The 24,227-nt window shown below is 60.1% G+C and carries 20 protein-coding genes; 3 read left to right on the top strand and 17 right to left on the bottom strand.

Translation table 11 applies throughout. From position 1 onward, the window contains the following. Positions 1 to 16 precede the first annotated feature (16 nt). Complete coding sequence (mutS, locus tag ABV589_RS20865; RefSeq protein ID WP_367083367.1) at positions 17 to 2,599, top strand: DNA mismatch repair protein MutS; 2,583 nt, start codon at positions 17 to 19, stop codon at positions 2,597 to 2,599. 163 nt (positions 2,600 to 2,762) lie between these two features. Continuing rightward, entirely contained in the window at positions 2,763 to 3,086 is a 324-nt protein-coding gene (fdxA, locus tag ABV589_RS20860) for a ferredoxin FdxA (RefSeq protein ID WP_007908827.1), read from the top strand. A 613-nt stretch (positions 3,087 to 3,699) separates the two neighbouring features. On the opposite strand, the gene rpoS is transcribed toward fdxA, so the two are convergent. From rpoS to ABV589_RS20820, 8 genes are all read right to left on the bottom strand, one after another. Continuing rightward, positions 3,700 to 4,710: an RNA polymerase sigma factor RpoS gene (gene rpoS, locus ABV589_RS20855; RefSeq protein WP_007964304.1), complete on the bottom strand. Its 1,011-nt coding sequence runs from the start codon at positions 4,708 to 4,710 to the stop codon at positions 3,700 to 3,702. Positions 4,711 to 4,815: 105 nt separating this feature from the next. Then, the gene (locus tag ABV589_RS20850) at positions 4,816 to 5,697 is read right to left on the bottom strand and encodes a peptidoglycan DD-metalloendopeptidase family protein (RefSeq protein ID WP_027611047.1); all 882 of its coding nucleotides are present in this window, start codon (positions 5,695 to 5,697) and stop codon (positions 4,816 to 4,818) included. Between the two features lie 212 nt (positions 5,698 to 5,909). Beyond that, entirely contained in the window at positions 5,910 to 6,545 is a 636-nt protein-coding gene (locus ABV589_RS20845) for a protein-L-isoaspartate(D-aspartate) O-methyltransferase (RefSeq protein WP_169841266.1), read from the bottom strand. Between the two features lie 41 nt (positions 6,546 to 6,586). Further along, on the bottom strand, positions 6,587 to 7,336 hold the full coding sequence (surE, locus tag ABV589_RS20840; RefSeq protein ID WP_047601272.1) for a 5'/3'-nucleotidase SurE: 750 nt from the start codon (positions 7,334 to 7,336) through the stop codon (positions 6,587 to 6,589). Beyond that, on the bottom strand, positions 7,324 to 8,382 hold the full coding sequence (truD, locus tag ABV589_RS20835) for a tRNA pseudouridine(13) synthase TruD (protein WP_367083366.1): 1,059 nt from the start codon (positions 8,380 to 8,382) through the stop codon (positions 7,324 to 7,326). Before truD ends, surE begins: the two co-directional genes overlap by 13 nt. Next, complete coding sequence (ispF, locus tag ABV589_RS20830) at positions 8,379 to 8,852, bottom strand: 2-C-methyl-D-erythritol 2,4-cyclodiphosphate synthase (protein ID WP_027611044.1); 474 nt, start codon at positions 8,850 to 8,852, stop codon at positions 8,379 to 8,381. Before ispF ends, truD begins: the two co-directional genes overlap by 4 nt. Positions 8,853 to 8,895: 43 nt before the next feature. After that, positions 8,896 to 9,741, bottom strand: a complete 846-nt coding sequence (gene fghA, locus ABV589_RS20825) for an S-formylglutathione hydrolase (protein ID WP_367083364.1) — start codon at positions 9,739 to 9,741, stop codon at positions 8,896 to 8,898. 95 nt (positions 9,742 to 9,836) lie between these two features. Then, positions 9,837 to 10,949 carry an S-(hydroxymethyl)glutathione dehydrogenase/class III alcohol dehydrogenase gene (locus ABV589_RS20820; RefSeq protein WP_047291898.1) on the bottom strand — a complete coding sequence of 371 codons (1,113 nt, stop codon included), beginning with the start codon at positions 10,947 to 10,949 and terminating at the stop codon, positions 9,837 to 9,839. Positions 10,950 to 11,065: 116 nt separating this feature from the next. On the opposite strand from ABV589_RS20820, the gene ABV589_RS20815 reads away from it, so the two are divergent. Then, on the top strand, positions 11,066 to 11,962 hold the full coding sequence (locus tag ABV589_RS20815) for a LysR substrate-binding domain-containing protein (RefSeq protein WP_367083362.1): 897 nt from the start codon (positions 11,066 to 11,068) through the stop codon (positions 11,960 to 11,962). A 143-nt stretch (positions 11,963 to 12,105) separates the two neighbouring features. Here the strand turns inward: ABV589_RS20815 and ispD are convergent, their stop codons facing one another. From ispD to rnhB, 9 genes are all read right to left on the bottom strand, one after another. Continuing rightward, the gene (ispD, locus tag ABV589_RS20810) at positions 12,106 to 12,813 is read right to left on the bottom strand and encodes a 2-C-methyl-D-erythritol 4-phosphate cytidylyltransferase (RefSeq protein WP_367083361.1); all 708 of its coding nucleotides are present in this window, start codon (positions 12,811 to 12,813) and stop codon (positions 12,106 to 12,108) included. After that, positions 12,810 to 13,088: a cell division protein FtsB gene (gene ftsB, locus ABV589_RS20805; protein ID WP_007964293.1), complete on the bottom strand. Its 279-nt coding sequence runs from the start codon at positions 13,086 to 13,088 to the stop codon at positions 12,810 to 12,812. The genes ispD and ftsB overlap by 4 nt, the downstream gene beginning before the upstream one ends. Before the next feature lie 171 nt (positions 13,089 to 13,259). Then, complete coding sequence (eno, locus tag ABV589_RS20800; RefSeq protein WP_367083359.1) at positions 13,260 to 14,549, bottom strand: phosphopyruvate hydratase; 1,290 nt, start codon at positions 14,547 to 14,549, stop codon at positions 13,260 to 13,262. A 156-nt stretch (positions 14,550 to 14,705) separates the two neighbouring features. Beyond that, positions 14,706 to 15,551, bottom strand: coding sequence for a 3-deoxy-8-phosphooctulonate synthase (kdsA, locus tag ABV589_RS20795; RefSeq protein ID WP_007964290.1), 846 nt, complete (start codon positions 15,549 to 15,551; stop codon positions 14,706 to 14,708). Positions 15,552 to 15,555: 4 nt separating this feature from the next. After that, complete coding sequence (locus ABV589_RS20790; RefSeq protein WP_003222153.1) at positions 15,556 to 17,187, bottom strand: CTP synthase; 1,632 nt, start codon at positions 17,185 to 17,187, stop codon at positions 15,556 to 15,558. Between the two features lie 274 nt (positions 17,188 to 17,461). Continuing rightward, a complete protein-coding gene (gene tilS, locus ABV589_RS20785; RefSeq protein WP_367083358.1) occupies positions 17,462 to 18,790 on the bottom strand; it encodes a tRNA lysidine(34) synthetase TilS in 1,329 nt (442 codons plus the stop codon). 125 nt (positions 18,791 to 18,915) lie between these two features. Continuing rightward, the gene (locus ABV589_RS20780; protein ID WP_064586192.1) at positions 18,916 to 19,863 is read right to left on the bottom strand and encodes an acetyl-CoA carboxylase carboxyltransferase subunit alpha; all 948 of its coding nucleotides are present in this window, start codon (positions 19,861 to 19,863) and stop codon (positions 18,916 to 18,918) included. 139 nt (positions 19,864 to 20,002) lie between these two features. Then, entirely contained in the window at positions 20,003 to 23,524 is a 3,522-nt protein-coding gene (gene dnaE / locus ABV589_RS20775) for a DNA polymerase III subunit alpha (RefSeq protein WP_007964283.1), read from the bottom strand. Between the two features lie 76 nt (positions 23,525 to 23,600). Beyond that, complete coding sequence (gene rnhB, locus ABV589_RS20770) at positions 23,601 to 24,227, bottom strand: ribonuclease HII (protein ID WP_007964282.1); 627 nt, start codon at positions 24,225 to 24,227, stop codon at positions 23,601 to 23,603.

The following is a 24,227-nucleotide window of genomic DNA, read 5'->3' as shown; positions in this document are numbered from 1 at the left end:
GTTACCTGACAATCCGATGAATAAAGCCGTCTCCGACCTGTCCTCCCACACCCCGATGATGCAGCAATACTGGCGCCTGAAGAATCAGCACCCGGATCAGCTGATGTTCTATCGCATGGGCGACTTCTACGAGATCTTCTATGAAGACGCGAAGAAGGCTGCCAAGTTGCTCGACATCACCCTGACCGCGCGCGGCCAGTCGGCGGGGCAAGCGATTCCGATGTGCGGGATTCCTTACCACGCGGCGGAAGGTTACCTGGCGAAACTGGTCAAGCTCGGCGAGTCAGTGGTGATCTGCGAGCAGGTCGGCGATCCGGCTACCAGCAAGGGGCCGGTGGAACGTCAGGTGGTGCGCATCATCACTCCGGGTACGGTCAGCGACGAAGCGCTGCTCGATGAACGCCGCGACAACCTGATTGCCGCCGTGCTGGGCGACGAGCGTCTGTTCGGTCTGGCGGTGCTGGACATCACCAGCGGCAACTTCACTGTGCTGGAGATCAAGGGCTGGGAGAACCTGCTAGCGGAACTGGAGCGGGTCAACCCGGTGGAACTGCTGATCCCGGACGATTGGCCGAAAGACCTGCCGGCGGAAAAACGCCGTGGTGTGCGTCGTCGCGCGCCGTGGGATTTCGAGCGTGACTCGGCGCTGAAGAGCCTTTGCCAGCAGTTCTCCACGCAAGACCTGAAAGGCTTCGGCTGTGAAACCCTGACCTTGGCCATCGGTGCCGCCGGTTGCCTGCTGGCCTATGCCAAGGAAACCCAGCGCACCGCCCTGCCCCATCTGCGCAGCCTGCGTCATGAGCGCCTGGACGACACCGTGGTGCTCGACGGTGCGAGCCGTCGCAACCTGGAACTCGATACCAACCTGGCCGGCGGTCGCGACAACACCCTGCAATCGGTGGTCGATCGTTGCCAGACCGCGATGGGCAGCCGCTTGCTGACCCGTTGGCTGAACCGTCCGCTGCGCGATCTGACCGTATTGTTGGCACGGCAGACGTCGATCACTTGCCTGCTCGACGGCTACCGTTTTGAAAAGCTGCAGCCACAGCTCAAGGAAATCGGCGACATCGAGCGGATTCTGGCGCGGATCGGTTTGCGCAATGCGCGCCCCCGTGACCTCGCCCGCCTGCGCGATGCTCTCGGTGCCCTGCCGCAACTGCAAGTGGCGATGACCGATCTCGAAGCGCCGCACCTGCAACGTCTGGCAACCACCACCAGCACCTACCCTGAACTGGCGGCGCTGCTGGAAAAAGCCATCATCGACAACCCGCCAGCGGTGATCCGCGACGGCGGCGTGCTGAAAACCGGTTACGACAGCGAACTCGACGAGCTGCAATCGCTGAGCGAAAACGCCGGCCAGTTCCTGATTGATCTGGAAGCCCGGGAAAAGGCCCGCACCGGCCTGGCCAACCTGAAAGTCGGCTACAACCGCATTCACGGCTACTTCATCGAACTGCCGAGCAAACAGGCGGAATCCGCCCCGGCCGATTACATCCGCCGTCAGACCCTCAAGGGTGCCGAACGCTTCATCACCCCAGAGCTGAAAGAATTCGAAGACAAGGCACTGTCGGCCAAGAGCCGCGCTCTGGCTCGTGAAAAAATGCTTTACGAGGCATTGCTGGAAGACCTGATCAGCCAACTGCCACCGCTGCAGGACACGGCCGGCGCGCTGGCCGAACTGGACGTGCTGAGCAACCTCGCCGAACGTGCGTTGAATCTCGACCTGAACTGCCCGCGCTTCGTCAGCGAGCCGTGCATGCGCATCACCCAGGGTCGTCACCCGGTGGTCGAACAAGTGCTGACCACGCCGTTCGTGGCCAACGACCTGAGCCTGGATGACAACACCCGGATGCTGGTGATCACCGGCCCGAACATGGGCGGTAAATCCACCTACATGCGCCAGACCGCATTGATCGTGCTGTTGGCGCACATTGGCAGCTTCGTGCCGGCGGCCAGTTGCGAACTGTCGCTGGTGGACCGGATCTTCACCCGGATCGGCTCCAGCGATGACCTGGCCGGTGGCCGTTCGACCTTCATGGTCGAGATGAGCGAAACCGCCAACATCCTGCACAATGCCACTGAACGCAGTCTTGTGCTGATGGACGAAGTCGGTCGCGGCACCAGCACCTTCGACGGTCTGTCCCTGGCATGGGCCGCCGCCGAGCGTCTGGCGCATCTGCGTGCCTATACTCTATTTGCCACGCACTATTTCGAACTGACCGTGTTGCCGGAAGCCGAGCCTTTGGTGGCTAACGTGCATCTGAACGCCACCGAGCACAACGAGCGCATCGTATTCCTGCATCACGTGTTGCCAGGGCCTGCCAGCCAGAGCTACGGCCTGGCGGTGGCGCAATTGGCCGGCGTGCCGAGTGAAGTGATCATGCGTGCCCGCGAGCATTTGAGCCGACTGGAAGACACCGCTTTGCCGCATGAGGCGCCAAAGCCTGCCGTCAAAGGCAAGCCTGTCGTCCCGCAGCAAAGCGACATGTTTGCCAGCCTGCCGCATCCGGTGCTGGATGAGTTGGCGAAAGTGGATCTCGATGACCTGACCCCGCGTCGAGCGCTCGAATTGTTATATGCACTTAAGAACCGGATCTAAGCAGCAAAGAACCGGATATAACGCAAACGGCTTCAAGCTGTTAGAATCTCGCGCGGTTTGGGATGCTGCTGGCTAATAGCCTGGCTGGCAGACATCGCTCCCGAACCTGGCGACCCCAACCGTGAAGGGGCTACGCTGCCGCCGCCTGAGGAGAAAATTAGAAATGACCTTCGTCGTCACCGACAACTGCATCAAGTGCAAGTACACCGACTGCGTAGAAGTCTGTCCGGTGGACTGCTTTTACGAAGGCCCAAACTTCCTGGTGATTCACCCGGATGAGTGCATCGACTGCGCCCTGTGCGAACCGGAATGCCCGGCCGTCGCGATTTTCTCCGAGGACGAAGTTCCGGAAGAGATGCAGGAGTTCATTCAACTGAACGTTGAGTTGGCTGAAATCTGGCCAAACATCACCGAGAAGAAAGAATCGCTGCCGGATGCCGAAGAGTGGGATGGCGTCAAAGGCAAGATCAAAGACCTCGAACGCTGATCTTTCGCGCGTTACCAAAAGGCCCCTTGCGGGCCTTTTTGCTTTTTCGGGTTTGACTTTCCTACAGGCAAAAAAAGGGGCGGTTTGACCCGCCCACATTTTTTCCCTATTCCCTGTATTCCTTTTCATCGTCCTGATGAATCGCATCCTGCGACGTCCTTTCCCCTCATCCTTGAAGGGCGTGTCTGTCCGTCGACACAGTGCTGATACTAGAGAGTTCCCCGCGGAGAGCAATCGGCCCCGCGGGCTGGAAATCGCTGTAATAAGCACTTCACATTAGAAAATAAGCTTATTAATCAATGATTTAAATACTTAAGTTGTGAGCAATCGACGTCTGCCGTCCTGTAAAAATAGGGAACACTTACGAAAGAGTAAGCCAAGGCTTACACCGCGAGACTACAAACGATGGAAACGCTGACCGTATGTCCGGCAATGAACGTTGTGGCGAGGGAGCTTGCTCCCGCTTGAGGGCGCAGCGCTCATGAATCTTTGGGGTTGCTGCGCAACCCGGCGGGAGCAAGCTCCCTCGCCACAGACAGTCTTCAGCCGATATCAGAGCAATAAAAAAGCCCCGAACCAGTCGGGGCTTTTTGTTGGCGTTCGTCAAAGGCGCTTACTGAAACAGCGACTCGCTCGACAGGCCATTCTTCTCGAGGATTTCGCGAAGGCGCTTGAGGCCCTCCACCTGGATCTGCCGCACCCGTTCCCGGGTCAGGCCGATCTCCAGGCCTACATCTTCCAGCGTGCTGCTCTCATGGCCGCGCAGGCCGAAGCGGCGTACGACCACCTCGCGCTGCTTGTCGGTCAGTTCCGAGAGCCATTGATCGATGCTCTGCGACAGATCGTCGTCCTGCAGCAGTTCGCATGGATCGGTCGGACGGTCATCCGTCAAAGTGTCCAGCAGGGTTTTATCCGAATCCGGACCCAGCGAGACGTCGACCGAAGATACTCGCTCGTTCAGGCCGAGCATACGCTTGACCTCGCCCACCGGTTTTTCCAGCAGGTTGGCGATTTCTTCGGGTGAAGGTTCGTGATCGAGCTTTTGCGTCAGCTCCCGTGCCGCCCGCAGGTACACGTTGAGCTCCTTGACCACATGGATCGGCAGCCGGATGGTCCGGGTCTGATTCATGATCGCGCGCTCGATGGTCTGACGAATCCACCAGGTCGCGTAGGTCGAGAAGCGGAAGCCGCGCTCGGGATCGAACTTTTCCACCGCGCGGATCAATCCGAGGTTGCCCTCTTCGATCAGATCCAGCAGCGACAGCCCCCGATTGACGTAACGCCGGGCGATCTTCACGACCAGCCGCAGGTTACTTTCAATCATGCGCTTGCGCCCGGCAGGGTCGCCACTTTGCGACAGACGCGCAAAATGAACTTCTTCCTCCGGGGAGAGCAATGGGGAAAAGCCGATTTCGTTGAGATACAACTGCGTGGCATCGAGTGCCCGAGTGTAGTCGATGTACTTGTGTTGTTTAAGTGAAGCGGATTGTCTGGATTTGGAACGAACGGAAGGTGGAGCAGCCCCTTCATCATTCGACATCGAAGATTCCGAATCGATGCCGGCCTCCATAAGGAGAACCTCATCGTCGATGTCAAACTCCGGCACTTCTTTACTGAGAGCCATTGTTATAGTCCTTTGGTGAGTTCGACCCCAAGCTCAAGCGACGCCTTTATCCTTGGCAGCGCTGGAGCCTGTCCCCTCTACGCGACGGAACAGGCTGGCCTCAAATCAACGTTTGGGCAGGAACTGCAGCGGATCTACAGGTTTACCTTGGCGGCGAATCTCAAAATGCAGTTTCACCCGGTCTGTACCCGTTGACCCCATTTCGGCAATTGTCTGTCCGACCTTGACCTGCTGCCCCTCCCGTACCAACAGCCTGCGGTTATGTCCGTAGGCACTGACGTAGGTTTCGCTGTGTTTGATGATGACTAATTCGCCGTAGCCCCTTAAGCCACTCCCGGCGTAAACCACCGTCCCATCAGACGCAGCTAAAACAGGCTGTCCCAAATCTCCGGCGATATCAATTCCTTTATTCAAACTACCGTTTGAAGAGAATTTTCCAATCAGAATGCCATTAGATGGCCATCCCCAGCCGGTCGGGGCCGGGCCCGGTGGAGGCATCGGAGCCGGAGCCGATTTGTTCGCGACGGACGGTGCAGCCCCCGCAGCAGCGGCTCCGGAGCCGGTCACGGTGGTGGTCGTCGTGCCATTCGCCTGGCGCCGGATTACCGTGGTTTTGCTCGACGATGATGGCGCGGAACTGCCGTTGCTCACCACCGCTGTCGGTGTTGAACCGGTGCGGCCGTCAAAGCGAATTGTCTGACCCGGGTGGATCGTATACGGCGTAGGAATATTGTTCCGGGCCGCGAGGGCTTTGTAGTCCCAGCCATAGCGAAAAGCGATGGAAAACAGCGTATCGCCCGGACGGACTACATACTGCCCGGTCGTGACGGCAGGACGCTGGGCCGCCGCACTGTTGCGATCGACCACCCGCACGTTGCTCGATTTGGTGCTGGAGCAACCGACCAGCAAGGTGCTCAATACAAGGCCAGTCACCAGGCGCTGAAAGCTCGTGTTACCCATACGCTGCGCAATGACTGTGAGACTCACCCGCCGCTCCCTTTGTGGTGGCTGAAATATGTGGAATGCCGAATCGCGGCAAGTAGTGTCGCAAGTATAACGGGCCGAACAGGCTTTACCGTTAAAGATGCGAAAACGCTTTACGCACACGTTTGCCCGTGGACAGTTCGTAGCGTTTAAACCATCGCTGCCGGTGTAAGACACAGGCCAGCGCAAGGAATTCAGCGCCCGCAAATAAATGCTCAGGCCAGCGGGCCATTGAGCAATGGCACGAAGCGCACAGCTCCCAATACGTGACGGGAAAAGCCGTGTTCTTCACGCACGATCAACATCAGTTGCTGCACTTCCCCCGAACCGACCGGAATCACCATCCGTCCACCCGGTGCCAGTTGATCGAGCAAGGCCTGCGGCACGTCGGTCGCGACCGCGGTGACGATGATGCCGTTGTACGGCGCCAGCGCCGGCCAGCCTTCCCAGCCATCGCCCCAGCGGAACACCACATTGCGCAGGTTGAGTTCGACCAGGCGTTCCTTGGCCCGATCCTGCAGGACCTTGATGCGTTCGACCGAAAATACCCGCTCGACCAGTTGCGACAGCACGGCCGTCTGATAACCCGAACCGGTACCGATCTCCAGCACCTTGTCCAGCGGTCCCGCCTCCAGCAGCAGCTCGCTCATGCGCGCCACCATATAAGGCTGAGAGATGGTCTGGTTGTGGCCGATCGGCAGTGCGGTGTCTTCGTAGGCACGATGCGCCAGCGCTTCATCGACAAACAGATGACGCGGCGTACGGCGGATCACTTCCAGCACCTTGGCGTTGGACAGGCCTTCTTCATACAGGCGCTGGATCAAACGTTCACGGGTGCGCTGCGACGTCATGCCGATACCGCTGCGCAGTCTGTCTTCGTGTTCACGAGCCATCAGCGCAGTTCCTCCAGCCAGCCGTCGAGACTTCTGAAGGCATCATTGAAAGTGCGATCGAGCTGCAACGGCGTGATCGACACATACCCCTGCATCACCGCATGAAAGTCAGTGCCCGGTCCGCCATCTTCGGCGTCGCCGGCAGCGGCAATCCAGTAGCCGGCCTTGCCACGCGGGTCGACTACTTTCATCGGCGCCGCAGCCCGGGCGCGATGGCCCAGACGGGTCAGTTGAATGCCACGAATATGATCGATCGGCAGATTGGGAATGTTCACGTTCAGCACCGTGCGCGGCGGCAGGTCCAGCCCGGCGTGGGCTTCGACCAGTTTGCGCGCGAAATGTGCGGCTGTCGCCAGGTTGTCCACCTGTCGTGAGCACAGCGAGAACGCAAACGAAGGGCGCTCGAGAAAGCGCCCTTCGAGGGCAGCCGCCACGGTGCCGGAATACAGCACGTCATCGCCCAGATTGGCACCGAGGTTGATCCCGGAAACCACCATGTCCGGCTCGCGCTCCAGCAGGCCGTTGAGGCCCAGGTGCACACAGTCGGTCGGCGTACCGTTGAGGCTGATGAAACCGTTGGCCAGGTATTGCGGGTGCAACGGACGGTCGAGCGTCAGCGAACTGCTGGCGCCGCTTTTGTCCTGCTCCGGGGCGATAACCACGCACTCGGTGTAATCCGCCAGCGCAGCATAAAGCGCGGCGAGACCGGGTGCGGTTACCCCATCGTCGTTAGAAATCAGAATACGCATGGGCTGTCCGTCTGCCCCACCGGCACCAGATCAACGAGTTCGCGCACCAATACGGTGGCGAAGCATCCGGCCGGGAGGACGAATTCCAGTTGCAGAATGTCAGGCTGGGGATAATGCCACGACAACCCGCCAATGGGCAGCCGCAGGATGCGACGTTCGTGGCTCATTCCGGCATTGATCAACCAATCGCGCAGATCCGCCTCACGCTCGGCAATCCCCTGCTCCAGATCATGGACAGCGCCGGCAGCCGGTGAGTCACCTTCGCCCCACTGCGGACCGGTCGGGTGCAGGTCGAGAATCGCCAGGCGCGGATCGCTGCATTCGGCAACACCCGCCGGGAAGAAACTGCGACTGTCGGTGAACGCCAGCAGGTCGCCGACCTGCGCCTGTTGCCAAGTGCCATCGGCAACCCGCGCCGCCAGCACTTGATTGAAGAGAAAACTGCGCGCCGTCGACAGCAGCCGCGAACGCACATTGCGCTGCTCCGGTAGAGCCTTGCGCGCCGCCCACGCACGCGCATCAACGACGTTGCCGCCGTCATGGCCGAAACGCTGGGCGCCAAAATAATTGGGAATGCCTTGCCTGGCGATCATCTGCAGACGCTGTTCGATCGCCTCCTTGTCGCCGGCAAACTGGGTCAGGCGCAAGGTGAAGCCGTTGGCCGAATGCGCGCCGCGTTGCAGCTTGCGCTTGTGCCGCGTGGTCTTGAGGATCTTCAGCGTGTCGTTTTCCGCCGCCGAGAGATCCGGGTCGGCCTTGCCCGGCAGTTGCACGCTGAACCACTGACGGGTCAACGCCTGACGATCCTTGAGCCCGGCATAACTGACGGTGCGCAACGGCACGCCGGCTGCCTTGGCGATGCGCCGCGCTGCTTCTTCGGTGTTCAGGCCACGTTTTTCCACCCAGATCCACAGGTGTTCGCCATCGCCGCTGAACGGGATGTCGAGCACTTCATCGACCTGGAAATCTTCGGCGATGGCTTTCAGAACCGCAGTGCCGAGGGGTTCACCATAGGCCCGCGGGCCAAGCAATTGCAGTTCGTTCATGCGCGCAGCAACAAGGCAACGGAATGCACGGCGATGCCTTCTTCGCGACCGACAAAGCCGAGCTTTTCGGTGGTAGTAGCTTTCACGTTCACTTGATCCAGTTCAACTTGCAGATCGGCGGCGATCAACGCGCGCATCGCTTCGATATGCGGGGCCATTTTCGGTGCCTGAGCGACGATGGTGTTGTCGACGTTGCCGACTTTCCAACCCTTGGCGTGGATCAGCGCGACCACATGCCGCAGCAGGACACGGCTGTCGGCGCCCTTGAATTGCGGGTCGGTGTCCGGAAAGTGCTTGCCGATATCGCCCAGCGCGGCCGCGCCGAGCAAGGCATCGCTCAAGGCATGCAGCAGGACGTCACCGTCGGAATGAGCGAGCAGCCCGAAGCCGTGTGCAATACGCACGCCGCCCAGAGTAATGAAATCGCCTTCAGCGAAACGGTGAACATCGTAGCCGTGGCCAATACGCATAAAAAAACGCCCCGATTTTTGTCAGGGCGTGATTCTACCTGCATTAACCGCGCAGGGCGCGTGCGTGATGCTGCAAGTGGTCGTCAATGAAGCTTGAGATGAAGAAATAGCTGTGGTCGTAGCCCGGTTGCAGGCGCAGCGTCAGCGGATGCCCCGCTTGTTTTGCCGCTTGTTGCAGGGCTTCGGGTTTGAGCTGCGTGGCGAGGAAGTCATCGCGATCCCCCTGATCGACCAGCAACGGCAGTTTCTCGTCGGCTTCAGCAATCAGCGCGCAGGCATCCCATTCTTTCCACTTGGAACGGTCTTCGCCCAGATAGCGGGAGAATGCTTTCTGCCCCCATGGACAATCCATCGGGTTGTTGATCGGCGAAAACGCCGACACCGACTGATAACGCCCCGGATTGCGCAGCGCGCAGACCAGTGCGCCGTGACCGCCCATGGAGTGGCCGCTGATGCTGCGTTTGTCCGACGCCGGGAAATGCGCTTCAACCAGTGCAGGCAATTCCTGCACGACATAGTCATGCATCCGATAGTGGCGCGACCAAGGTTCCTGAGTGGCATTGAGGTAGAACCCGGCACCGAGACCGAAATCCCAGGCGCCATCTGGATCACCCGGCACATCCGGGCCGCGCGGACTGGTGTCCGGCGCGACGATGATCAGACCGAGTTCGGCGGCCATGCGCATCGCCCCGGCCTTCTGCATGAAGTTCTCGTCGGTGCAGGTCAGACCGGACAGCCAGTACAGCACCGGCAGCTTGCCACCCTGCTCCGCTTGCGGCGGCAGGTACACGGCAAACACCATGTCGCAGCCGAGCGCGTCGGAACGGTGGCGATAACGCTTGTGCCAGCCGCCGAAACTTTTCTGACAGGAGATGTTTTCCAGACTCATGGGATTCTCCCAGCTGCAAGCGGCAAGCTTCGAGCTTCAAGAAAAGGCCAAAGCGCCCTGACTTGCAGCTTGAAGCTTTTAGCTTGGCGCTGCTTTTAGAAATGAATGACGGTACGGATGCTCTTGCCTTCGTGCATCAGGTCGAAGGCCTTGTTGATATCTTCCAGCCCCATGGTGTGGGTGATGAACGTATCCAGCGGGATCTCGCCGCTTTGCGCCATGTCGACGTAGCTTGGCAGCTCGGTACGGCCACGCACGCCGCCGAATGCCGAACCACGCCAGACGCGACCGGTCACCAACTGGAATGGACGGGTCGAAATTTCCTGACCGGCACCGGCGACACCGATGATGACCGATTCGCCCCAGCCCTTGTGGCAGCATTCCAACGCCGCGCGCATCAGTTGCACATTGCCGATGCATTCGAAGGAGAAGTCGACGCCGCCGTCAGTCATGTCGACGATCACTTCCTGGATCGGACGATCGAAATCTTTCGGGTTGACGCAATCGGTGGCGCCCAACTGCTTGGCGATTTCGAACTTGGCCGGGTTGATATCGATGGCGATGATGCGTGCGGCCTTGGCCTTCACCGCACCAATGACGGCCGACAGACCGATGCCACCCAGACCGAAGATCGCCACGGTGTCACCCGGCTTGACCTTGGCGGTGTTGATCACCGCACCGATACCGGTGGTCACGCCGCAACCGAGCAGGCAGACCTTTTCCAGCGGCGCATCCTTGGCGATTTTCGCCACGGAGATTTCCGGCAGTACGGTGTATTCCGAGAACGTCGAAGTACCCATGTAGTGGAAAATCGTCTCGCCCTTGTAGGAAAAGCGCGAAGTGCCGTCCGGCATCAGGCCTTTGCCCTGAGTGGCACGAATCGCCTGGCACAGGTTGGTCTTGCCCGACTTGCAGAATTTGCACTGGCCGCATTCCGGGGTGTACAGCGGAATCACGTGGTCACCGACGGCGACCGAGGTTACGCCCTCGCCGATCGCTTCAACGATCGCGCCACCTTCGTGGCCAAGGATCGACGGGAAGATGCCTTCCGGGTCCGCGCCGGACAGGGTGTAGGCGTCAGTGTGGCAAACCCCGGAAGCCACCACGCGCAGCAACACTTCACCGGCCTTGGGCATGGCCACATCGACTTCTACGATTTCCAGCGGCTTCTTGGCCTCGAAGGCAACGGCGGCGCGCGACTTGATCATGCTGACTCTCCAGTGAATCCATTGAATAAAAAAACCAGACCGGCAGTGTAGTTCAGCACCATTTGATTAATAATCCGGACAAATGCAAAATATTATTGCTGTACAGGGATAATCAAATGTCCGATAACCGCTGGGAAGGTATCGACGAGTTCGTCGCCGTCGCCGAATGCAGTCAATTCACCGCTGCGGCCGAACGCCTTGGGGTTTCTTCCTCACACATCAGTCGACAAATCGTACGGCTGGAGGATCGATTGCAGACACGCCTGCTCTACCGCAGCACCCGTCGTGTGACCCTGACCGAAGCCGGACAGACCTTTCTGCAGCATTGCCAGCGCTTGCAAGACGGTCGCGAAGAAGCCCTGCGCGCGGTCGGCGACCTGACCAGTGAACCGAAAGGCATGCTGCGCATGACCTGCGCCGTAGCCTATGGCGAGCGGTTTATCGTGCCGCTGGTGACGCGCTTCATGGGGCAATACCCGCAACTGCGCGTCGACATCGAGCTGAGTAACCGCCAACTCGATCTGGTGCATGAAGGGTTGGATCTGGCGATCCGTCTGGGTCGCCTGCAGGATTCTCGGTTGGTCGCCACCCGCCTGGCGCCGCGTCGGATGTACCTGTGCGCGTCTCCGTCCTACCTGGAACGGTACGGACGCCCACACAGCTTGTCGGAACTGAGCCGGCACAATTGCCTGATCGGCAGTTCGGATCTGTGGCAACTGGAGCAGAACGGGCGGGAATTTTCCCAGCGCGTGCAGGGAAACTGGCGCTGCAACAGTGGGCAGGCGGTGCTGGATGCAGCGCTGCAAGGGGTCGGGCTGTGCCAGTTGCCGGACTATTACGTGCTGGAGCATTTGCACAGCGGCGCGCTGATTTCGCTGCTGGAGGCGCATCAGCCGCCGAATACGGCGGTGTGGGCGTTGTATCCGCAGCAGCGACATCTGTCGCCGAAGGTGCGCAAGCTGGTGGATTTTTTGAAGGAAGGGTTGGCCGAGCGGCCGGAGTATCGGGGCTGAGTTATGCGGTGCCTGAGCAGCCGTCTTCGCGAGCAAGCTCGCTCCCACAGGGGATCTGCAGTGGATGCAGATTGGGTGTCAGGCGCGAATCAAATGTGGGAGCGAGCTTGCTCGCGAAGGCGGCAGAACAGGCAATACAGCACTCAGCGACGGTTAGCCCAACGCTGACGCAACCACTCCAGATCCTCCGGCCGGGTGACCTTGAGGTTGTCCGCCCGTCCTTCGATCAGGCGCGGCGCCAGACCGGCCCACTCCATCGCCGAGGCTTCATCGGTAATCAGCGCATCGGCCACCAGACTGTCCGCCAAGGCTCGGTGCAGCGCTCCGAGGCGGAACATCTGCGGCGTATACGCTTGCCAGATCACGCTGCGGTCGACGGTTTCGACCACCCGACCCTGCTTGTCGACCCGCTTCAGGGTGTCGCGGGCCGGCACTGCCAGCAAGCCGCCTACCGGGTCATCCGCCAGTTCCGCCAGCAACTTGTCGAGATCATCGCGACTCAGGTTAGGCCGCGCCGCATCGTGTACCAGCACCCAGTCCTCATCGTCGGCACCTTGCGCGTGCAGATGCAGCAAGGCGTTGAGCACCGACCCGGAACGCTCCGCGCCGCCCTCGACCCGCTGAATCCGCGAGTCGCTGGCGCAGGCCAGGTTCGGCCAATAAGGATCATCAACAGCAAGACTGACCACCAGCCCTTTGAGGCGTGGGTGATCAAGGAAACAGCCGAGGCTGTGTTCGAGAATTGTGCGCCCGCCCAGTTGCAGGTATTGCTTGGGACGGTCCGCGGCCATTCGGGCACCGACGCCCGCGGCAGGAATCACGGCCCAGAAGGCCGGCAGGGAATCGATCATTGCGCGAGCTGGTAAAGGGTTTCACCGTCCTTGACCATGCCCAGCTCATGGCGAGCCCGCTCTTCCACGGTCTCCATGCCTTTCTTCAATTCGCTGACTTCAGCGTCCATCACCCGATTGCGCTCCAGCAGGCCTTCGTTCTCGGCGTGCTGATCAGCAATCTGCTGCTTCAGCTCGGCGACCTGCGCCAGACTGCCATTGCCCACCCACAGGCGGTACTGCAGACCGGCCAGCAGCAAGAGCAGAACGAGAAACAACCAGTAAGGACTGCGCATCGAATATCAGGTATCCAGTGAAAAAAGACAGCCACGCGAAAACTTTGAAACGTCTGATAGCACGAAGCCTGGAAGATCCAGGCTTGTGCATATAAGGCATCAGATTAGTGGCAAATCCATCGCTGTCACGACTTTTCCGACACAATCCGGTGTCTTTCTATCATTTACTGCTCAGCCGCGAAACTCGCTGCGACCGTTGTACTTGGCCTTGCCATTCAACTGCTCTTCGATACGCAGCAGTTGGTTGTACTTGGAAACGCGGTCGGAACGGCACAGCGAACCGGTCTTGATCTGGCCAGCCGAGGTACCCACGGCCAAGTCGGCAATGGTCGAATCTTCGGTTTCGCCCGAACGGTGCGAGATCACCGCGGTGTAACCGGCAGCCTTGGCCATCTGGATGGCTTCCAGGGTTTCGGTCAGGGTGCCGATCTGGTTGAACTTGATCAGGATCGAGTTGGCGATCTTTTTAACGATGCCTTCTTTCAGGATCTTGGTGTTGGTCACGAACAGGTCGTCGCCAACCAGTTGGGTCTTCTCGCCAATCTTGTCGGTGAGGATCTTCCAGCCGGCCCAGTCGGACTCGTCCAGACCGTCTTCGATCGAGATGATCGGATAACGTTCGGTCAGGCCTTTCAGATAATCGGCGAAACCTTCAGCGGTGAACACCTGGCCTTCGCCGGACAGGTTGTACTTGCCGTCCTCGAAGAACTCGCTGGCTGCGCAGTCCAGCGCCAGGGTCACGTCGGTGCCCAGCTTGTAACCGGCGTTGGCCACGGCTTCGGAGATCACTTTCAGCGCGTCTTCGTTGGACGCCAGGTTCGGTGCGAAACCGCCTTCGTCGCCAACGGCGGTGCTCAGGCCACGGGCCTTCAGCACGGCTTTGAGGTGGTGGAAAATCTCGGTGCCCATGCGCAGACCTTCCGAGAAGGTCTTGGCGCCAACCGGCTGCACCATGAATTCCTGGATGTCGACGTTGTTATCGGCGTGCTCGCCACCGTTGATGATGTTCATCATCGGCACCGGCATCGAGTACACACCCGGAGTGCCGTTCAGGTTGGCGATGTGTGCGTACAGTGGCAGGTCCTGGTCCTGCGCAGCCGCCTTGGCCGCAGCCAGGGATACGGCGAGGATGGCGTTGGCGCCCAGGGTTGCCTTGTTTTCGGTACCGTCGAGCTTGATCATCGCGTGGTCGAGGGCTTTCTGGTCGCTTGGGTCAGTGCCCAGCAGCAGATCGCGGATCGGACCGTTGATGTTGGCTACCGCCTTGAGCACACCTTTGCCCAGGTAACGGCTCTTGTCGCCATCACGCAGCTCGAGCGCTTCACGCGAGCCAGTGGATGCACCGGACGGCGCGCAGGCGCTGCCGATGATGCCGTTGTCGAGAAGCACGTCCGCTTCCACGGTGGGATTGCCACGGGAGTCGAGAACTTCACGACCTTTGATGTCGACGATTTTTGCCATTGTTGTAAACACTCCAAAGTTGACGAAAACGACGCAGCTAGAGGAAATCTTTTTACCGTCGGCAAGTGGGGTGCAGCGGGCAGCTTGCAGACGACAACGCACATGCCCGAGGGCATGTGCGACAAATCGTGCGGTACTTTACCGGAGAATTGAGGTTTACGCGGTTTCTACCGTCGGAAAACTCTTCACCAGTTCGTCCAAGGCTTTGAGCTGGGCCAGGAATGGCTCCAGTTTGTCCAGACGCAGGGCGCAAGGGCCGTCGCATTTGGCGTTGTCCGGGTCCGGGTGCGCTTCGAGGAACAGACCGGCCAGCGCCTGGCTCATGCCCGCCTTGGCCAGATCCAGAACCTGCGCACGGCGACCGCCGGCGGAGTCGGCACGACCGCCAGGCATTTGCAGCGCGTGGGTCACGTCGAAGAATACCGGGTACTCGAACTGCTTCATGATGCCGAAGCCGAGCATGTCGACCACGAGGTTGTTGTAGCCGAAGCTCGAACCACGCTCGCAGAGAATCAGTTGATCGTTACCCGCTTCCACGCACTTGTTCAGGATGTGTTTCATTTCCTGAGGCGCGAGGAACTGGGCTTTCTTGATGTTGATCACTGCGTTGGTCTTGGCCATCGCGACGACCAGATCGGTCTGGCGCGACAGAAAGGCCGGCAGCTGGATGATGTCGCAGACCTCAGCGACGACCGCGGCCTGATCAGGCTCGTGGACGTCGGTGATGATCGGCACGCCGAAGGCTTGTTTGATGTCCTGGAAGATGCGCATGCCTTCTTCCAGGCCAGGGCCGCGATACGAGGTCACAGAAGACCGGTTGGCCTTGTCGAAACTGGCCTTGAACACGTAAGGAATGCCGAGTTTCTCGGTGACCTTCACATACTCTTCGCAAACCTGCATGGCCATGTCACGGCTTTCCAGCACGTTCATGCCGCCGAACAGCACCATGGGTTTGTCGTTGGCAATCTCGATGTCGCCGACGCGGATGATCTTCTGTGCCATCGGGTTACGCCTTCTTCTGGTGTTGAGCCAACGCAGCTTTTACGAAACCGCTGAACAGCGGGTGACCGTCACGTGGAGTCGAGGTGAACTCCGGGTGGAACTGGCAAGCGACGAACCATGGATGATCCGGCGCTTCGACCACTTCAACCAGCGCGGCATCAGCGGAGCGACCGGAGATTTTCAGGCCGGCTTCGATGATTTGTGGCAGCAGGTTGTTGTTCACTTCGTAGCGGTGGCGGTGACGTTCAACGATCACGTCCTTGCCGTAGCAATCGTGCACCTTGGAGCCGGCTTCGAGCAGGCATTCCTGAGCGCCGAGGCGCATGGTGCCGCCCAGATCGGACGCTTCGGTACGCACTTCAACGGCGCCGGTGGCGTCTTCCCACTCGGTGATCAGACCCACGACCGGATGGCCGCTGGCGCGATCGAACTCGGTGGAGTTGGCATCTTTCCAGCCCAGCACGTTACGGGCGAACTCGATGACCGCCACTTGCATGCCCAGGCAGATACCCAGGTACGGAACCTTGTTTTCACGAGCGTACTGAACGGCCGTGATCTTGCCTTCGACGCCGCGCAGACCGAAGCCGCCCGGAACGAGGATCGCGTCGACACCTTCGAGCAGCGCAGTGCCCTGGTTCTCGATGTCTTCGGAATCGATGTAACGCAGGTTGACCTTGGTACGGTTGGTGATGCCGGCGTGACTCATCGCTTCGATCAGCGACTTGTAGGCGTCCAGCAGTTCCATGTACTTGCCGACCATCGCGATGGTGACTTCGTGCTCTGGATTGAGCTTGGCATCGACGACCTTTTCCCACTCGGACAGGTCGGCGCCATTGCATTGCAGGCCAAAACGCTCGACGACGAAATCGTCCAGACCCTGAGCGTGCAGCACGGCCGGGATCTTGTAGATGGTGTCGACGTCTTCCAGCGAGATCACCGCACGCTCTTCAACGTTGGTGAACAGCGCGATCTTGCGACGCGACGACACATCCACCGGATGATCGGAGCGGCAGATCAGCACGTCTGGCTGCAGGCCGATCGAACGCAGCTCTTTGACCGAGTGCTGGGTTGGCTTGGTCTTGGTCTCGCCAGCGGTGGCGATGTACGGAACCAGCGTCAGGTGCATCAGCATCGCGCGCTTGGAACCGACTTCCACACGCAGTTGACGGATGGCTTCGAGGAACGGTTGCGATTCGATGTCGCCAACGGTACCGCCGATTTCCACCAGGGCCACGTCGGCATCGCCGGCACCCTTGATGATGCGGCGCTTGATTTCGTCGGTGATGTGCGGAATCACCTGGATGGTTGCACCCAGATAGTCACCACGGCGCTCTTTGCGCAGCACGTGCTCGTAGACACGGCCAGTGGTGAAGTTGTTGTTCTGGGTCATGGTCGTGCGGATGAACCGCTCGTAGTGGCCCAGGTCCAGGTCGGTCTCGGCGCCGTCGTGGGTGACGAACACTTCACCGTGCTGGAACGGGCTCATGGTGCCCGGATCGACGTTGATGTACGGATCCAGCTTGAGCATGGTGACCTTAAGTCCCCGCGCCTCCAGGATGGCTGCCAATGAAGCCGAGGCAATGCCTTTCCCCAATGAAGAAACAACACCGCCCGTGACGAATATGTAGCGCGTCATGAAAAACCCTAGAAGTCTGCGTTAAAGCGGTACGAGCCGCCGGGGAAAGCGAAGGAAGGCCGAAGCCCCCGATCACCTGCATTAATCACAGTGCACCTTTCAAAAAAACCGCCGCGTTGGGACAGACCGGCAGATGAAACACCGGTACGTTGCTCGCTACACATTTTTTGGAATCGCCCAGCAAAGACTGCTTGGTAATCGGCAACTCCTGCAATTCAGGCGAATCCACAGAAGTTGTATCAAGAAGGGAGCGTAGTCTACCGGAATGCCCCTTTCATCTCAAACCTTGATCTTCGTCTGTTGGCTGCCAATGCAATTTCCAGCCGTCCGACTCCTGCCCGTCAAGCCCCGGCAGGTTCGCCACGGCGAGCAATTCTGCGCCACGAAACAGCAGCGGCAATCTGCCACGGACAAAGGCCGGCACCGCGCGCTCATTGAGCAGGCGCTTGAGATCGCGGTGCCCGCGCTCCGCCAGGTGCATCACTTCACCGCCCTGCCGATAGCCAATCCGCAATGGCCCGACGGGAGTCTGCCCGCCGAACATGACACGCCCGTTATTCGCCAAGCGCAGCGCTGTCGACGGGTCAGGCCACTCACCACTGCCCGTCGGCACGCGCAGCCAGTTACCACTCAACCACCATATCCGCCCTGCGCTGCGATGCAGTTCGCCATCGGCCAGACGCCAGACCGGGGATGCATCGTTGGCAGCACCGCACAGGTCCTCCCAACCCGACCAATGGTCAGTGTCGGGGAGGCGTGTCAGCGGTTCCAGCCAGTGGCTGACTGCGTTGCGCTGACGAGCGGCGGACAAATTCGCCAGCGGTGCCAGCTCCAGCGACGGCAGGCCCAGCCATGAAAACTCGCTCGGCGTGGCGGCTTGCGCCAGATCGAGCTGCGCCAGCTCGTCGAGCAAGCCTTGCGCCTCACGCAGGTGCGCCGCGCTGCGCGCCATACTCGCCTGCGCCTGCGGCCAGCGCGCGGTGAGCAACGGTAGCACCTGATGGCGCAGATAGTTGCGGGAGAACTGCCGATCCTGGTTCGACGGGTCTTCGATCCAGTGCAACTGATGCGCGCGTGCGTAAGCCTCAAGCTCGGAGCGCGTGATATCGAGCATTGGCCGCAGCAGCGTGCCCTGCCCCAACGGTCGCTGCGCCGGCATCGCCGAAAGTCCGCGAACACCGGCGCCGCGCATCAGGCGAAACAACAGGGTTTCGGCCTGATCATCGCGATGCTGCCCGGTCAGCAGCACCTCATCCGCCTCGGTCAGCGAGGTGAACGCCGCATAACGCGCCTCCCGCGCTGCCTGCTCCAGACTGGCGCCGGGTTGCACCGTCACCCGAATCACTTGCAAAGAAACGCCCAGCGCATCGCAGACCGACTGACAATGCGCCGGCCACGCATCGGCCGCAGCCTGAAGACCGTGATGGATATGGATGGCGCTGAGCGCTGGCAGGGAATGGTGTTTAGCGAGATGGGCCAGCAGATGCAGGAGGACGGTGGAATCCAGACCACCGGAGAAGGCGATGCGCCACTGAGCGGCGTTGCGCCAGGGCTCAAGGCTCGACATAAGCCGAGATGGCAAATCACTCTTCGAAGGATTCATAGAGAGGGTCGCTTCATAAAGAACCCTGTAGGAGCTGCCGCAGGCTGCGATCTTTTGATCTTGATACAGCAAAATCAAAAGATCGCAGCCTGCGGCAGCTCCTACAGGGGTACTGCGCAGTCGACTTAGAGACCGTAGCTCATCAGACGATCGTAACGACGCTTGAGCAGCGCTTCGTTGTCGAACTTCTTCAGCATCGCCAGTTGCGAGCTCAGTTCGGCACGGATCGAGGCAGCGGCAGCGGCCGGATCACGGTGAGCGCCGCCCAGTGGTTCGCCGATCACCTTGTCGACAATGCCCAGGCCTTTCAGGCGCTCGGCGGTGATGCCCATGGCTTCAGCGGCATCCGGTGCTTTTTCGGCGGTTTTCCACAGAATCGAAGCGCAACCTTCCGGCGAGATCACCGCGTAGGTCGAATATTGCAGCATGTTCAGCTGATCGCAGACACCGATCGCCAGTGCACCGCCGGAACCACCTTCACCGATAACGGTGGCGATGATCGGGGTCTTCAGGCGCGACATCACGCGCAGGTTCCAGGCAATCGCTTCGCTCTGGTTACGCTCTTCAGCGTCAATACCAGGATAGGCACCCGGGGTGTCGATGAAGGTCAGGATCGGCATCTTGAAACGCTCGGCCATTTCCATCAGACGGCAGGCCTTGCGGTAGCCTTCCGGACGCGGCATGCCGAAGTTGCGGCGAACTTTCTCGCGCACTTCGCGGCCCTTCTGGTGGCCGATGATCATCACCGGCTGGTCTTCCAGACGTGCCACGCCGCCCACAATGGCCGCGTCGTCGGAGAAGTGACGGTCACCGTGCAGTTCGTCGAACTCGGTGAAAATGTGCTCGATGTAGTCCAGGGTGTACGGGCGTTTCGGGTGACGCGCCAGGCGTGCGATCTGCCAGCTGGTCAGCTTGCCGAAAATGTCTTCGGTCAGCGTGCGGCTCTTGTCCTGCAGGCGGGAGATCTCATCGCCGATATTCAGCGAATTGTCATTACCGACCAAGCGCAACTCTTCGATCTTGGCTTGCAGGTCGGCGATCGGCTGTTCGAAATCTAGAAAATTCGGGTTCATAGGCGTCCGTCTTGGGTCGTGTCCCAAATGAGCTTGGGCCGGCCGGTTGTCTATTCGCGCCCTACCTTAAGGGAGAGGCGCGCTGAGGTCGAGATTAAAAATTCAGGTTGTGAGCAAGCGCAATCATGGCACTTGCCGGTCAACGGTATTGGAGGAAGACGTTGTCTCGCCCGAACTGGTCACGCAGGGCTTGAATCAACGCATCCGCCGGGTCGATTCGCCAGGTCTCGCCAAACTGCAGCAAGGTCTTCGCATCGGGACTGGTGTACTCCATGGTGATCGGGCACGCCCCGCGGTGACGCTTGAGCAGCTCACCCAACCAGCGTAGCTGATCGCCTTTCAAGTCCTGAGTGTGCAGCTTCAGGCGCAGGCTTTCGGCCAGGTTGGTGCGCGCATCTTCCATGCTCATCACCCGCTTGACCCGCAGGCGCAGGCCGCCGGAGAAGTCGTCGTTGCTGACTTCGCCCTCGACCACCACCATCGCGTCGGTCTGCAACAGCGACTGCGCGGAGTGGAACGCATCGGCGAACAGCGACGCTTCGATCCGCCCCGAGCGGTCATCGAGGGTGATGAAGCCCATCTTGTCGCCCTTCTTGTTCTTCATCACCCGCAGGGCAATGATCATCCCGGCCACGGTTTGCGTGTCGCGAGCCGGTTTCAGGTCGATGATGCGCTGCCGGGCGAAACGGCGAATCTCGCCCTCGTACTCGTCGATCGGGTGACCGGTCAGGTACAGGCCCAAGGTGTCTTTCTCACCCTTGAGGCGTTCCTTGAGGGTCAGTTCCTTGGCCTTGCGGTGCGTCGCGTAAACGTCGGCATCTTCTTCGACAAACAGCCCGCCAAACAGGTCGGCGTGGCCACTGTCGTGGGTACGGGCGGTCTGTTCAGCAGCCTTGATCGCCTCTTCCATCGCCGCCAGCAGCACCGCGCGGTTGCGGTCGATGTTGGCCTGATAAGCCTTTTGCTCATCGTGGAAGTACGGACCGAGGCGATCCAGCGCGCCGCTGCGGATCAGACCGTCCAGCGTGCGCTTGTTGATGCGTTTGAGGTCGACCCGGGCGCAGAAGTCGAACAGATCCTTGAACGGACCGTCCTGACGCGCCTCGGTGATCGCTTCCACCGGACCTTCGCCGACACCTTTGATTGCGCCGAGGCCATAGACGATGCGGCCGTCGTCGTTCACCGTGAACTTGAACTCGGAAGTGTTCACGTCCGGCGCGTCGAGGCGCAGCTTCATGGTGCGCACTTCCTCGATCAAGGTCACGACCTTGTCGGTGTTGTGCATATCCGCCGAGAGTACCGCGGCCATGAATGGCGCCGGGTAATGCGCTTTCAGCCAAGCGGTCTGGTACGACACCAGGCCGTAGGCGGCGGAGTGGGATTTGTTGAAGCCGTAACCGGCGAATTTCTCCACCAGGTCGAAAATGTTACCGGCAAGGTCGGCGTCGATATTGTTGGTCGCGCAACCTTCAATGAAGCCGCCACGCTGCTTGGCCATTTCCTCGGGTTTTTTCTTACCCATGGCTCGCCGCAGCATGTCCGCACCACCGAGGGTGTAACCGGCCATGACCTGGGCGATCTGCATCACCTGTTCCTGATACAGGATGATGCCGTACGTCGGCGCCAATACCGGCTTGAGGCCTTCGTACTGGTAGTCCGAGTGCGGGTACGCCAGTTCGGCGCGACCGTGCTTACGGTTGATGAAGTCGTCCACCATGCCGGACTGCAGCGGGCCCGGACGGAACAGTGCCACCAGTGCGATCAGGTCTTCCAGGCAGTCGGGCTTGAGCTTTTTGATCAGCTCTTTCATGCCGCGCGATTCAAGCTGGAACACCGCGGTGGTTTCAGCTTTCTGCAGCAGGTTGTACGTCGGTTTGTCGTCGAGCGGAATGAACGCGATATCCAGCGGCTCTTCGCCGACCTTGGCGCGGTCGCGGTTGATGGTTTTCAGCGCCCAGTCGATGATCGTCAGGGTCCGCAGGCCGAGGAAGTCAAACTTCACCAGACCGGCGGCCTCCACGTCGTCCTTGTCGAACTGGGTTACCAGACCGTCACCGGCCTCATCGCAATAGATCGGCGAGAAGTCGGTCAGCTTGGTCGGCGCGATCACCACACCACCGGCGTGCTTGCCGACGTTCCGCACCACGCCCTCGAGCTTGCGCGCCATCTCCCAGATTTCCGCCGCTTCTTCATCGACCTTGATGAAGTCACGCAGGATCTCTTCCTGTTCGTAGGCTTTTTCCAGGGTCATGCCGACTTCGAACGGGATCATCTTCGACAGGCGATCCGCGAGGCCGTAGGACTTGCCCTGCACCCGCGCCACGTCGCGCACCACAGCTTTGGCGGCCATGGAACCGAAGGTGATGATCTGGCTTACCGCGTTGCGACCGTACTTCTCGGCCACGTAATCGATCACCCGGTCACGACCGTCCATGCAGAAGTCGACGTCGAAGTCGGGCATCGATACCCGTTCCGGGTTAAGGAAACGTTCGAACAGCAGGTCGTATTCCAGCGGATCAAGGTCAGTGATCTTCTGCACGTAAGCCACCAGCGAACCGGCACCCGAGCCCCGGCCAGGACCTACCGGCACGCCGTTGTTCTTGGCCCACTGGATAAAGTCCATCACGATCAGGAAGTAACCGGGGAAGCCCATCTGGATGATGATATCCAGCTCGAAATTCAAGCGATCGACGTAGACCTGACGCTTGGCTTCGTAGTCTTCCGTGGTGTCCTTGGGCAGCAGCACCGCGAGGCGTTCTTCAAGACCTTCGAAGGACACTTTGCGGAAGTATTCGTCGATGGTCATGCCATCGGGGATCGGGAAGTTGGGCAGGAAGTGCGTGCCCAGCTTCACTTCGATGTTGCAGCGCTTGGCGATCTCGACGGTGTTTTCGATGGCGTCGGGAATGTCGCTGAACAGCTCGGCCATTTCCTCGGCGCTTTTGAGGTATTGCTGATCGCTGTAATTCTTCGAACGCCGCGGATCGTCGAGCGCGCGGCCTTCGCCGATGCACACGCGGGTTTCGTGGGCAGCGAAGTCTTCCTGTTTGATGAAGCGCACATCGTTGGTCGCCACCAGCGGCGCGCCGAGCTTGTCGGCCAGGGCCACGGCACCGTGCAACTGCTCTTCATCGTTGGGGCGATTGGTGCGCTGGATTTCCAGATAGAAACGATCCGGAAACACCGCCATCCATTCGCGCGCCAGGGTCTCGGCTTCGTCCGGGTTGCCACTGATCATGGCCATGCCGATCTCGCCTTCTTTGGCGGCGGACAGCATGATCAGGCCTTCATTGGCCTCGGCGACCCATTCGCGCTCGATGATGATCATGCCGTTGCGCTGACCATCGATGAAGCCGCGCGAGATCAACTCGGTGAGATTGCGATAACCCTTGGCGTTCATCACCAACAGGCTGATCCGGCTCAATGGCCCGTCCGGATCCTTGTTCGACAGCCACAGGTCGGCGCCGCAGATCGGCTTGATGCCGGCGCCCATGGTGTTTTTATAGAATTTGACCAGGGAACACATGTTGTTCTGATCGGTGACCGCCACCGCCGGCATGTTCATGCCGGTCAGCGCCTTGACCAGTGGCTTGATCCGCACCAGCCCGTCGACCAGGGAGTATTCAGTGTGCAGGCGTAGATGAACGAATGAAGCCGGCATAGTGATCCTGTCCAGTTACATAGAGACAACAAGGCCCGGATTGTACCGGGCCTCGAACAAAACATCAGCCTTGCGCCTAAACCTGCATCAGACCTTCCAGCGCCTCGTAGGCCTGACGCACCGGGGCGAACGAGCGCCGGTGAATCGGCGTCGGCCCCAACCGCGCCAGCGCTTCCAGATGAACGGGCGTCGGATAGCCTTTGTGACCGCCGATGCCGTACCCCGGGTAGATCAATTCGAATGCAGCCATTTCACGGTCGCGGCTGACTTTGGCCAGAATCGACGCGGCAGCGATGGCCGGTACCTTGCCGTCACCCTGCACCACCGCTTCGGCGCGCATCGGCAGTTTCGGGCAGCGGTTACCGTCGATCATCGCCAGTTTCGGCTGAATATGCAGACCGGCCACCGCGCGCTGCATGGCGAGCATGGTCGCATGGAGGATGTTCAGCTCGTCGATTTCCTCGACTTCGGCGCGGGCGATGCACCAACTCAGGGATTTCTCGATGATCTCGTCGTAGAGCTTCTCGCGCCTGGCTTCGGTGAGTTTCTTCGAGTCGTTGAGGCCGAGGATCGGCCGGTTCGGATCGAGGATCACCGCCGCCGTCACCACCGCGCCGCACAACGGGCCGCGACCGACTTCGTCGACACCGGCCACCAGTTCTTCGACTTCGGCGACCAGGGTGAAATCCAGGCCCATCTGCAT

This window comes from Pseudomonas sp. HOU2, from assembly GCF_040729435.1.
GTDB lineage: Bacteria > Pseudomonadota > Gammaproteobacteria > Pseudomonadales > Pseudomonadaceae > Aquipseudomonas.
The sequence above is the reverse complement of the archived record's forward strand: the minus strand, read 5'-3'. Positions and strand labels throughout refer to the sequence as shown.

What these genes read in the sequence shown, in the direction of transcription:
- mutS (WP_367083367.1), top strand. Translation starts at nt 17, where the DNA reads ATGAATAAAGCCGTCTCCGACCTGTCCTCCCACACCCCGATGATGCAG.
- fdxA (WP_007908827.1), top strand. Translation starts at nt 2,763, where the DNA reads ATGACCTTCGTCGTCACCGACAACTGCATCAAGTGCAAGTACACCGAC.
- rpoS (WP_007964304.1), bottom strand. Translation starts at nt 4,710, where the DNA reads ATGGCTCTCAGTAAAGAAGTGCCGGAGTTTGACATCGACGATGAGGTT.
- ABV589_RS20845 (WP_169841266.1), bottom strand. Translation starts at nt 6,545, where the DNA reads ATGACGTCGCAGCGCACCCGTGAACGTTTGATCCAGCGCCTGTATGAA.
- surE (WP_047601272.1), bottom strand. Translation starts at nt 7,336, where the DNA reads ATGCGTATTCTGATTTCTAACGACGATGGGGTAACCGCACCCGGTCTC.
- truD (WP_367083366.1), bottom strand. Translation starts at nt 8,382, where the DNA reads ATGAACGAACTGCAATTGCTTGGCCCGCGGGCCTATGGTGAACCCCTC.
- ispF (WP_027611044.1), bottom strand. Translation starts at nt 8,852, where the DNA reads ATGCGTATTGGCCACGGCTACGATGTTCACCGTTTCGCTGAAGGCGAT.
- fghA (WP_367083364.1), bottom strand. Translation starts at nt 9,741, where the DNA reads ATGAGTCTGGAAAACATCTCCTGTCAGAAAAGTTTCGGCGGCTGGCAC.
- ABV589_RS20820 (WP_047291898.1), bottom strand. Translation starts at nt 10,949, where the DNA reads ATGATCAAGTCGCGCGCCGCCGTTGCCTTCGAGGCCAAGAAGCCGCTG.
- ABV589_RS20815 (WP_367083362.1), top strand. Translation starts at nt 11,066, where the DNA reads ATGTCCGATAACCGCTGGGAAGGTATCGACGAGTTCGTCGCCGTCGCC.
- ispD (WP_367083361.1), bottom strand. Translation starts at nt 12,813, where the DNA reads ATGATCGATTCCCTGCCGGCCTTCTGGGCCGTGATTCCTGCCGCGGGC.
- ftsB (WP_007964293.1), bottom strand. Translation starts at nt 13,088, where the DNA reads ATGCGCAGTCCTTACTGGTTGTTTCTCGTTCTGCTCTTGCTGCTGGCC.
- eno (WP_367083359.1), bottom strand. Translation starts at nt 14,549, where the DNA reads ATGGCAAAAATCGTCGACATCAAAGGTCGTGAAGTTCTCGACTCCCGT.
- kdsA (WP_007964290.1), bottom strand. Translation starts at nt 15,551, where the DNA reads ATGGCACAGAAGATCATCCGCGTCGGCGACATCGAGATTGCCAACGAC.
- ABV589_RS20790 (WP_003222153.1), bottom strand. Translation starts at nt 17,187, where the DNA reads ATGACGCGCTACATATTCGTCACGGGCGGTGTTGTTTCTTCATTGGGG.
- tilS (WP_367083358.1), bottom strand. Translation starts at nt 18,790, where the DNA reads ATGAATCCTTCGAAGAGTGATTTGCCATCTCGGCTTATGTCGAGCCTT.
- ABV589_RS20780 (WP_064586192.1), bottom strand. Translation starts at nt 19,863, where the DNA reads ATGAACCCGAATTTTCTAGATTTCGAACAGCCGATCGCCGACCTGCAA.
- dnaE (WP_007964283.1), bottom strand. Translation starts at nt 23,524, where the DNA reads ATGCCGGCTTCATTCGTTCATCTACGCCTGCACACTGAATACTCCCTG.
- rnhB (WP_007964282.1), bottom strand. Translation starts at nt 24,227, where the DNA reads ATGCAGATGGGCCTGGATTTCACCCTGGTCGCCGAAGTCGAAGAACTG.